We start from the raw sequence: 10419 nt of genomic DNA, 5'->3' as shown, positions 1-10419 counted from the left end.
CGCAACAAACCCACCCCCCGTGTCACCCAGAGCACCGGTGCGGCAACCTTGGTAGAAACGGTCTCTGATCCAACAACGGTTCTCGAATGCGCGGGAACGGCGAGGCTGAAGCGGCCTCGGGACGGGTAGCGGGAGTTTCCGCTGCGACGTTCACCCCGGGCTGCTCCATCGCGGGCCCCGTCAGCGAGTGGGATGGGCCGAAGGCGATGCCGTGGTCTGGTAGGAGGTTCCTATGTCTGTCTCTGTCAGCGGGTGGGTCGTACACTTCTCTTCGTGCTCGACGTATCCGCCGCGCTGGAGAAGCACTGTCTTCGGGCGTGCAGCTCTGGCGGTTGCCCTGCTCGGGATCCTTTCTACTGCGCCCGCTCGAGCCTGGAACTTCGATGAGCACTTCGAGGTCGCCACGCGCGCCTACACCCGCGCCTGCGCGACCTTGTGTGATTCGCCGAAGGCTTCTCCACCACTACCGGTCGAAGCGCAGCGCAAGATCACTCTGGCCTGTGGCCCCTGCCGGCTCTACGAGGAAGACCGCGGCCTCGGGACCTTCCCAGGTTGTCGTCAGGTTCTGCGCCCGGACCCGGCCTCTGGCTCGGACAGCCTCGCCGAGGCGGTCTCTGCCAGCTGTCATTCCTTTGTCAGCTCTGCTTTTCACCGGGAGGCCATTGTCTTCGGGCAGTCCTGCGCCATCGCGGGCGACCATTTATCCCATCCCAAGGAGCTCGTGGGGGATCTCTCCGGCCGTCAGGCGGCGAGCCCGGCCCGCTTCCTCCAACAAGTCCTCAGGAATCGCAAACACTTTGCACCGCATTCCATGGAGGAGTACCAGAAACTGCACGCCGCGGCGATCCAACAAGCCTTGGGGGAGCTGCCCCGAGGCAGCGCGTCGGCGGCGAGCTCGCTCCTGGACCAGGCCTTGGCGAAGGAATCCTTCGCCTGTCACTACCTGCAGGATTCCTTCGCTGCCGGTCATCTGGGGTTCAACCGTGGAGCGAGCAGCAACACCCCCTCGCGCCTCTTTCACAATCATTGGAATCGCCTCGGCCGCTGCGTCAGGAACGCACCCTATGACGCTCCCTGGGCCGCCTTCGGAGACGGAATGCTGTGCTCCGCCGACAACGCCGAGAACCTCTGTCGCTTGTCGGAAGCCACGTATCTGTCAATTCTCAACACTCTCACGGCGTTCGTTGAAGGGAAGCGTTCCGATAGCGAAGGATGGGGAATCCGGACGCTGCTCCCCCTGCAATACGCCAACGCCGGCCCGAAGATGCTGGACCCCCTCGACATCGTGACTCTTCCCTTCAGAGTGAGGCCCCTCAACCTCCGGAGGAGTGGGTCCGAGACGAGGCCGAACAGAGCCTATGAGATCTCCCACTACCACCCGTACGTAGATCCGGAAGCCCGCAAGCTCTCCTCCTCGGACCTGTGCCGGGAGCTCACCCAGGCCAGCGAGCAGGGCGAGGACTTCCACGAAACCGATACGAGACACTTTTATTACTTGGGCATCGGCGAGTCCACCCGGCCCGCCGTCACAGGCTTCTCTCTTTCCCTCTACACCCTCGGGGCGGGGCTTCGGGACGACTCCGACGGAGCAGCGGCCCTGGTGGGCGCCTCCTTCGCATTCTCCCTCCGAAAAGACCTCTGGGGAGGCCTCCATCCCCTCTCCGCCAACTATCGCCTGGGCATCGGTCAAGGAGACTGGGGAGGAAGCCGGAGCACTCTATTCGATCTCAGTGTCGGTTTCCCGCTGGCCTTCACCCACGAGGGCCTGCTGACTCATGAGATCGTGGTCGGAGTGATCGGAGCCGCCAGGAAGGGTTCCTTCGAGCCGTCTCCCCACCTCAGCTACCGGTTGGGCGCCGAGGTAGAACGGTTCATCCTCTTCGTACAGGTTGGCAGAGCCTGGCAGGGTGAGGGCGACCTCGCGGTGTCCGCGGGGTTGAGCCTCGGTTTCGGGGCGCGCGGTGGCGGGCCGATTCGACTGATCGACCGAAGACAAAAGAGACGATAGCAGCCCCTGCGGGCCGGCTCCGGCGGGCTCCGGCGGGCTGCCCAGCCCCCGTAGACAGACCGAACCATCGCGGCCCGCTTGGAGTGCACCGAGCTTCGGTGACCTGCTGCCCACGCACCGACACCGGGCCGGGCTCGCCCTCCAAGCTGCCCCTGCAACTCCAACGATTGATTCCGGAGGCTCCGGTGCGGTCCCGCAACACCGCGTCCGACGCTGGCAAGCCACCGCGGATCGAACCCGGCGCGCTCCAGATCCTTCGGGCTTCTCTCTTTCACCCTCGGTTGCTTCTCTTATCTTTCTGTTGGTGAACCGCTCTTGGTGAACCGGCCGACCACTGCATCGAAGGCCAGTCCGCCGATCACCCCCAACAGGAAGGCGCCGAGAAGATTGAGGATCGGTACGCCGCTCAAGGCCTCGGCCCAGGCGAACCTGGCCTCGAGCAGCGAGTGCAGCTCGAAGGCCTGCAACAGGAACATCAGGAGTCCGCCAAACAGGCCACCGGCGACGACGCGGACGAACCGCCCTTTCCGTTGCCCTCGGGTGAGCTGAGAAAGCCGGAAGAAGGCTCCAAAAAGCCCTCCCAGCACTGCCGCGATCAGCGGCCACCAGGCGATCCCATAGACCACCGTCAGGTGGGCGGATCCCAGGCCCACCGCCTGAGCGGTGAGCTCGTAGGTCCCGTGCTGGGAGAGCTCGAGCACGGTGTCGGCCAGCGGCCTGCCGGCCTCGATTTTGATCTCCCCGGGCAGCAAGGAACCGGAGGGGCCCGTAACCTCCAGGAAGACGCTCACCGGCTCGAGGGCTTGGGTGAGCTCCTCCTGATCCGAAATCAGCTCCAGAACCACCGGCATCTTAACTTTGGCGACGCCATAGATCTTCTGCTGCCCTCGTGAAGAAAACCGCAGTCCTTCCGGAACCGGAGCCCGGAAGTGGATCTCTGCCGGATCGCTCCGGTCCACTCCCCACAGCCCCTCGACGCGAACCGTGCCGGGCTTCGTCGTGGAGAGCGTCGCGGGCTCGCTCCGATCACTGCCGCGTTCGATGTTGAGCTTCGTCGGCGCCAGTGTTGGACGGTTGGGAGCCTGCGCGACGAGCTTGAGGGACAGCGGCAGGCTTCGGCGCTGTGGGGTGCCGTCGAGGGTCCAAAACGCCAAGATCTCCACCGGCGGATACTCTCCGGCCCAAGGCCAGGCCTCTTCGCGGTCGACCATCAGCAGTAGGCTGCCCTTCTCCGAGGTGATCGGTTCGGTGTCTTCGGAGCGGGTCTGCTGTTGCACGAACACGGGGCCGGTCTGATTTTCGAGCTGCACGCGGTTGTCCACCCAGAACCGAGGCTCTACGCTCGGCTCGGACTCCGCGTCTCCAAACACCAGCCGCAAAGGCGCGCCATCGGCGCTTTGGATCGACTGCCGTAGCTGCCGCTGGAAATCCCTCTCCGCCGCGCTGAGCTCCGCATCTTCCGGCACGGAGCCAGAGACCAACCACTGCAGGTGCTCCTGCACCCGCGCATCGGAAAGCTCCGCCGGCACCTCAAGATCCACAGTTTCCGGCAGCTCCCCTGCCAGCGGTGGCGGCGCGATCTCCTGACCTTCTGAGAGCGGTTCGTTCTCGGAACCGGATTCCCGAGGTGGCTCGGCCTCCACAATGGGAGGCCGCGGACACGAGACGATTTCGAAAGCCGGAACCCATCCCTCTGCCCGTGCTTCGATCCTCCACAGACCGAACTCCCTGGGCCGTACCCGTAGCGAAACCATCGACCTTCCCGCCGGGACGATCACTGCTCGGGTCTCCATCAGCGCCTCCCACCCGGCCAGGCTGACCTCGACGTCTTGAGAAGCCTCGGTGGGCTCGCCCCCCGGCCCCAACAATACGATCTCAACGGGGGTTTCCACTCCCCTCTCCAGACTGAGCGCTGCCAGCTCCAGCCCCAACCGCCCTTCCGCTGCAGCCGACGGCAACGCCCCCACCATCGTCAACAGTGCAGCCGCTACCCACGCGCAGCCAGCCCATCGAACTCCACCGAAAGCCGCGTAGATCATGGCTTCTTCTCCTTGCCCGTCGAGGATTTTCTTCCATCCTACCCGAAGAGACGGACGCAACTCCGGTCTTCCCCCGCTAGCCTCGTCCGTCCCCCGCACCCGAAGCTTGGGGCCCAACCCTGCCCGCCCCGGTGATCGCCAGCGGGGCGGATCTCAGCGAGGTGTACGAACCAAGATTCGGCGGAACAAGACCTCTCGCGGCAGAACATAGGGCCTCGAGCAGGCTCACCGGTCTCCAGGTTAGCCGTCGCGGACCCCACGTCTGAAGGCGGCCGCCGCGTGTCGAGCGCGATCCTCGCAGTTTCCAGCCCCCTCCTGCTGAAAATCCCCAATCCGGTCCGTCTCAACGAATGATCGACGATTCAGCCTCGTGAATGAACCGATGCCTTGAGATCGTCGGAGCTCGTCTCTAAGGACGAAAAGGAGGACAAGATGACCGCCAAGCTCAAGATCAGGCGTGAGCTCGACGTGTCGAAGCTCGATCAGCTGACGGTAACGATCAACACTCAACCCATCGACTTCAATGGCCACGTTGCCGAGCTCGACCTGAAGGTGGGTCGGGTCTACTACGTCACCGCTTCGTTCGTCGTCAACGCGAAAGACACGGAGCTCACCCTGCGCTTCATTCCCCCGACCGGGCACCGAGTCAAGTTCTTGGACTACCCCGACGACGACACCTCCCAAGTCACCTGGAAGCGGAACCCGTTGAACCGGCCCTGGTTCGAGTTTCGTCGCCTCTACCTGGAGGAAACGTCATGAAAACCTATCTTCGGATGGTAGCCATCGCACTCTCCATCGTTGTGGCAGCGCCCCTTCTCTCTCAGCCGCCGCTGCCAGCCTCAGATCTAGCGAAGTATTGTGCGGATCTCGCCCCGCAGACGCAGGAGCAAAGGAGAATGATCGCTTTGTGCAGGGAGGCCTTTGATGTAGAGCTCGAGGTGGGAGACGGCAGTGGCGCCGACCTCAGTAAAGCATCGAACGCCGTGATCGAGGTCGGCAACGACGGCGAGAAAGCGACCTTGCAGCTCAGCCGCGCCTGGATCGGCTCGAAATTGACGGCCACGGCAACCGCCTCGGTGAACAAGGACAGCGGCCAGGCCGAGTTCGTCGGCTTCGCCGATCAGGTGGGCGCGCAGAAGCTCGGCCTGGAGTACAACTACATCCTGTGGCCTGTGCTCGATCTATATCGGCTGCATGATACAAGGCTGCCGAGCGATGCCAGCGGCTATGCAGAGCTCCTTCAAATACAGCACCAGCGACTCTACGATTGTCGATCAGCGCTCCACCGAGTTCGAGAAGTGCGGTCTGATGAGATTGGAGAGGGAACTTGGAGCACTCAAGCCGAAGCGGCTTTCCGCAGCACTCAAAGCCTGGAACTACCGTCGGTTCAGGAAATTGACCAATACATGAAGTGGACATCCGACCCGGACCGACTCCCCGACCAAGCCCCAGGCTATGACCCGGAGGTCGCAGCGAGAGTCCAGGCACTGAACAAGATCGCAGATGAAAGAACGGCCCCCTGCGGCACCTCTACAGATATCGCTCTTTCGCTGATCACCGCCGACTTGATCGACCGGGGCCTCTTAACAGAGAAGCGAACCGCTCCTCTCTTCGGCCTCAACGCCTCGGTCGGCAGAACGGAATTCACCTTTCTAGACCGCGACTTGCTAACAACCACGAGCGAGTTTGGCAAGACCTCCGACAACGAATACCCCACCAGCCTGGGCGTACGCTTCGGAGTGCTCTTCCTCGCCGATGGGATCCGACGGCAGACCGAGTCGTCTCTTGTTCTCTCCTACAGCCGCGAGCGGGGGTACGAAGCGGCAAAAAACATCACCTTTTGCGAACCGGTCGATGATTTCGAGGATTTCTCTGCCCTGGCGGATTGCCAGGACATCGCCCGCGGGGCACCGAGCGGCGTCGAATCCGACCTGCTGACGCTCGAGTACCGCAGGAAGTTCGGCAAGGCGGGCCTAGCCCTGCGGGGTTTTCACCGCACTAAGAGCGGCCAGCCGAATGACTTCGGCTTCGAGGTTCCCATCTACTTCATCCCCAACAAGGACGGCAATTTCCAGGGCGGATTGACCTTCGGGTGGAGTGATCAAGCGGACAACGTAACTCTCGCCGTGTTCGTCGGCCGCAAATTCGAGATCTTTGAGTAAAACAGAGGAAGAAACACCATGAGCGTGACGTTCACCGCATCGAACCAACGCACCACCGCCGTCTGGCTGGAGCTCGACGGTGTTCCACGAGCCAGCGGCTCAGGCCGATTGAATGCCGGTGAGACGCGCCAGATCCAGGGGCAAGCGGGACAGACTTGGGTGGCCCGTGGTCCTTGGGAGCACGACGGTATCGTCGCCGTCTACGAGCCTACGGATCGCGTTCCAACCTGGAGTATTCTTGAGCCTAGCACCGGGCTACCGGAGGAGCTGGAGCGTTTCAATAACGGCTTCTACTCCGAGTCCCTCGCAACGCCACAAGAGTTCCTGCGACCCGATCAGGTTCTCAAGACGATCTTTCTTTTCGTCGACTTCAGCGACGCACCGGCGGCGGGAGCGTCCTGGAGTGACGAAGCGAGAATCATCCAGCGCATCAGCGGCGGTGCGGATCGCTGGCTGCAGGACACCTCCTTCGGCCAGTCCGGCCTGACGGTCGCGCGCCAGGCCGGATGGCGTCGCATGCCGAAACCGGCGACGGCCTACTCCGACGCTCTCTGCCGATGCCTCTCCGGCTCGGCCCGGGAGTATCTCGAAGACGTCGCTGCGCTCTTCGCTGGCGATGTGGACTTTTCGCTCTACGACTTTCTGTGCGTGGTGGCCGCGAAGACCGCCTCGCTCGATCTTTCTCCAGCCTGGTCGGGTCTGCCACCCGAGGGCCCCATTCCGACTGCGAACCATCCCATCTCCCACGCCATCACCTTCGGCGCCGACAGCTACGATTCCCAGACCGACCACCGCCTCCTGCTCCACGAAGCCCTTCACCTCTGCGGCCTCCCGGACCTCTACGATGGCGGCTCTGTAGAAGGTGCGGGTAAGGCCAACTTTTCGAGCAAGTTGGTTGGTCCTTGGGATCTGATGGCCGACCATCAGGAGACCCACCATTTGCTCGGATGGCACCGGCTCAAGCTCGGTTGGCTCCATCGATCTCAGGTGCTCACGCACTTCGGAGGCGGGCAATTCGAAATCGAGCTCACCGATTGGACGAAAGAGGACGGGATCCACTGTCTGATGGTGCCCCTCCAACCATCTCCTGTCGAGACCGGCAACTCGGAGATTGACGCGCACAACGCCAAAGTCTCCAGAGCCTATTTGATCGAGCCAGCGCCTGGCGGCGGAGTGCTCGTCTACTCTGTCGACGCCAGCGTGCCGACCTGGGAATGCCCGATTCAGATCCGTGGCGACAAGAGCGAGGTTCGCCTGCCCGGCCTGATCCAACCCGGCAAGACCTATCGGCACCTGAGCTCCGGGCTCGCAGTCGAAGTACTCCAGGAGACGCAAGACGGCTGTCGGGTTGCCGTCTCGGCGAATTGACTTCAGCCCCAGCCGCTGTCGAGCTTCTGGCCGTCGAGGTAGTAGCCCTACAACCCTCTCATCCACGAGTCAGATCCCTACACCGGCCCCGGCACCGCCTTTCCGGGCCCCCGGCGAACCCAAAGCCGGAAGTCTCCCCCGCGGTCCGTCTCACCCTCTGAAACCACCACGCTGAGACCGAGCTCGATGAGCTCGCGCAGACCACGGAGGCGAAGAAAGATGAGACAGACCCAGATCGTGATCGCCCCCGGACAGCCGCAGTCCTATGACCAAGTGCTCGAGGCTCTCGCCGCTTGGGTGGTGGACCCGAGGAACGGCCAGCGGTTGCTCGAGCTCATCGAAGCCACGCTGCTCGCCCGCGTGGCACCGTACACCCGGGAGCTGGGCCAGGCCTACCGCCGGATCTATCGCCGGCCGACGACGCGCAACTGCAATGCGCTGATGCGGGTCGAGGCCAGGCCGCCGACCCTCTACAACCCGCACCGCTACTACACCGCCATGCGCGATCAGCTGCTCGAAGGCTTCGAGTTGCTGGAGACCCATCCGGTGTTCTCCAACGTCGGTCTGCGGAGGGATCTGCTGACCCTCAAGGCCCGAACCTTGACCCTCTTCTTCACCCCCCAACTGACGCGCTCACGCCGTCGGTCCGAAAATCAGCGCTCGCTCCTCGATGCCCTCGACCAGCTGGTCGGCGCTTCCGAGCTCGACTTCACCGCTTCGCTCTATTTCCTGCGCCGCAGCCTCGCCGCCAAAAGCCGAGACTACAACCCGGTGCTGCTGACCAATCTCAGCTTTCTCGTCTACCGCCGCTACGAGCATCGCCGCCGCGAAGGGCACCCAGCGCGGCGAGCGCGGGGGAATCTCGAGCTCCTCCTCCGCCGCGTCCGCCGCACCGGCTCGACCCCGCGAACCCGCACCGGCCGCAACCTCCTGCAACACTGGGCCGATACCGCGGAAGCTCCTGAAGCCCTGGAAGCCTGGAGCGCCATGGTCGCCGGTGAGAGCCGCTTCGAAACCCGGGCGATCGCGCGCCGACTGCGCTGAAACCCAGCTGGAGCCACGGGAAGGCTTAGCAGCCCCTGGCAAGAGTCGGACGCCAGCGAGAGCCAGAAGCTCTTCGCTGAATCAAGGCCAGACAACCGCAGGCGATGCCGGTATCGGCGAGGTTCTCGAACGAAGATTCGGTGCGAAAGAGCCGCTCGTAGCGCAGCTCGACCTTCACCACGGGCTGCCAAGGCCCTGAGTGACGAGCTCGTGGACCAGCTTTGCTTTCTATTGAGGAAGGTAGCCGGCGTCACGCGGGCCAGGGAGGTGTTTCGGCCCTGTAGGTGATGACCAGCAGGATGTCTTCGATGCGCCCTTCAGCGAAGAGGTCCTTGTCGGCAGGCAGCGTCAGGCTCCAGGTGCCGGCACAGGGTTGTCCCACGAGGTTGCTCCAGCCGCCGGCGTTGGATCCCCGGGTGCTGATCCGGCCGTCCACGGTGATGGCTTCGCCGCCCAAGGGACACTCGGCACCGTCGGCCTGGAACTGGACGACCACAGGCACCTCCGGCAATCCCTCCTGAGAGCCTGCCAGATAGAGCACCACGTGCTCGATCTTGAGGCTGGCGTCTTCGAGGTTGGGGGGAAAGTCCTCCCGGCCCGTGGTGAAGGTGACGACCCTCGAGGTCGCCGCCGGGTCCGGGTTGTGGAGGTCGTACCAGGCGTCGGCGAATTGATGGCGAAAGCTGTAGGCGCGATCGGCGCTGATGCGGCGGTCGAGGTCCTGGATCACCTGCTGCCGGTACTCGTAGCTATCGAGGGCGGTGTATTCGAGAGTGAACAAGACATCGAAGAGGGTCCGGTAGTCGAAGGGATTGGACGCCTTGGGCAGGCGCAGCTCCCACCAGGTATCGACGCCGAGGCCCTCGAAAGGCAGCAGCATCTCGGACGATGGGGCGGCCAGCTCGAAGACGCCGGATGCATCGTTGGGGGCGCCGAGGGCCACCGACTCCGGGGCCCGGCGGAGGATCTTCCTCTGGAACCGCCCGGTCTTGCCGACGACGACCCACGACAGCCCCGAGGTGGAGAGGGTCGCACGGATGCCGGTGGTCGGCGGAATCAGCGCCACCACCGACACCCGGATCCGCCGAATCAGGCGCAGGTAGTGGCCCGGAAAGTCGCGGTCGAAGATCTCCAGGGCGGTGCGGAAGCCGAGCACGCCGGTCTCCCGGAAGACCTGGAAAGCGTAGGGATCCAGGCTCGCCAAGGAGAGAGTGCGGGTGAGCTGCTGCTTGCGCTGGGCGGTTTCGAAACGGTATTGATCGAGGCGATGAAGATCGGCGAGGAGCCTCGCCGAGCCGGTGAGGCCACGGCGGTCGGGCCCGGATTCTCCCGACATGGAAGCCAACGGGTCGTCCGAAGGGGGCTGCCAATAGTCGGCCTGGATCAATCCCTGCACCGCCTCCTGCCGCTCGAAGGCGAGCTGGCTCTCCGCCAGCCGGGCCGCCGCGGTGGCCTCCTGCAGAAAGTAGTCGTAGATCCCTTCGAGCACCTCGCTCATCCAATCGTAGAGCTCTTCGTTGGTGAATTTCGTCGCCAGGAACTCCGCCGTATCGGTGGCGAAATCGGTCTCCATCTGACTGATGGTCCGCTCCTGCCCGACGATGCGCACGCGATCCTGGGCGAGCTCGATCTGTTGATTGCCGATGAGAGTGTCCTGCTGGGCGAGGCTCTCCAGGAAGATCCACTCCTGGAGGCGGCGTTCGAAGCTGGCCCAGGTGGCGTAGATCGAGCCGCGTATCCCGGTAGCGGTAATGGCTGAGGCTGTGGCGCTTTGAAGGTAACCTGCAGCGGCTTGGCC

The 10419-nt window shown here is 63.7% G+C and carries 7 protein-coding genes; 5 read left to right on the top strand and 2 right to left on the bottom strand.

The features are described 5' to 3' along the window. Positions 1-1096: 1096 nt before the first annotated feature. Positions 1097-2008 (top strand): hypothetical protein, encoded by a 912-nt coding sequence (locus SX243_22540; GenBank protein ID MDY7095763.1) that lies wholly within the window; start codon positions 1097-1099, stop codon positions 2006-2008. 290 nt (positions 2009-2298) lie between these two features. Here SX243_22540 and SX243_22535 read toward each other — a convergent pair whose 3' ends face one another. Next, a complete protein-coding gene (locus tag SX243_22535) occupies positions 2299-4047 on the bottom strand; it encodes a hypothetical protein (GenBank protein ID MDY7095762.1) in 1749 nt (582 codons plus the stop codon). A 432-nt stretch (positions 4048-4479) separates the two neighbouring features. Here SX243_22535 and SX243_22530 point away from each other — a divergent pair, with 432 nt between their 5' ends. The 4 genes from SX243_22530 (at position 4480) to SX243_22515 (ending at position 8621) form a co-directional block, all read left to right on the top strand. Next, the gene (locus tag SX243_22530) at positions 4480-4806 is read left to right on the top strand and encodes a hypothetical protein (GenBank protein MDY7095761.1); all 327 of its coding nucleotides are present in this window, start codon (positions 4480-4482) and stop codon (positions 4804-4806) included. Further along, the gene (locus SX243_22525; GenBank protein ID MDY7095760.1) at positions 4803-6209 is read left to right on the top strand and encodes a hypothetical protein; all 1407 of its coding nucleotides are present in this window, start codon (positions 4803-4805) and stop codon (positions 6207-6209) included. The genes SX243_22530 and SX243_22525 overlap by 4 nt, the downstream gene beginning before the upstream one ends. An 18-nt stretch (positions 6210-6227) precedes the next feature. After that, complete coding sequence (locus SX243_22520) at positions 6228-7577, top strand: hypothetical protein (protein ID MDY7095759.1); 1350 nt, start codon at positions 6228-6230, stop codon at positions 7575-7577. A 219-nt stretch (positions 7578-7796) separates the two neighbouring features. Continuing rightward, positions 7797-8621, top strand: coding sequence for a hypothetical protein (locus tag SX243_22515; GenBank protein MDY7095758.1), 825 nt, complete (start codon positions 7797-7799; stop codon positions 8619-8621). 250 nt (positions 8622-8871) lie between these two features. Here the strand turns inward: SX243_22515 and SX243_22510 are convergent. Next, on the bottom strand, positions 8872-10419 hold a 1548-nt coding region (locus SX243_22510; GenBank protein ID MDY7095757.1), incomplete at its 5' end, for a hypothetical protein.

It is taken from the genome of Acidobacteriota bacterium (assembly GCA_034211275.1).
In the GTDB taxonomy this organism is placed as follows: domain Bacteria; phylum Acidobacteriota; class Thermoanaerobaculia; order Multivoradales; family JAHZIX01; genus JAGQSE01.
Note: the sequence above shows the minus strand (reverse complement) of the source record. Positions and strands in the feature narration are given on the sequence as shown.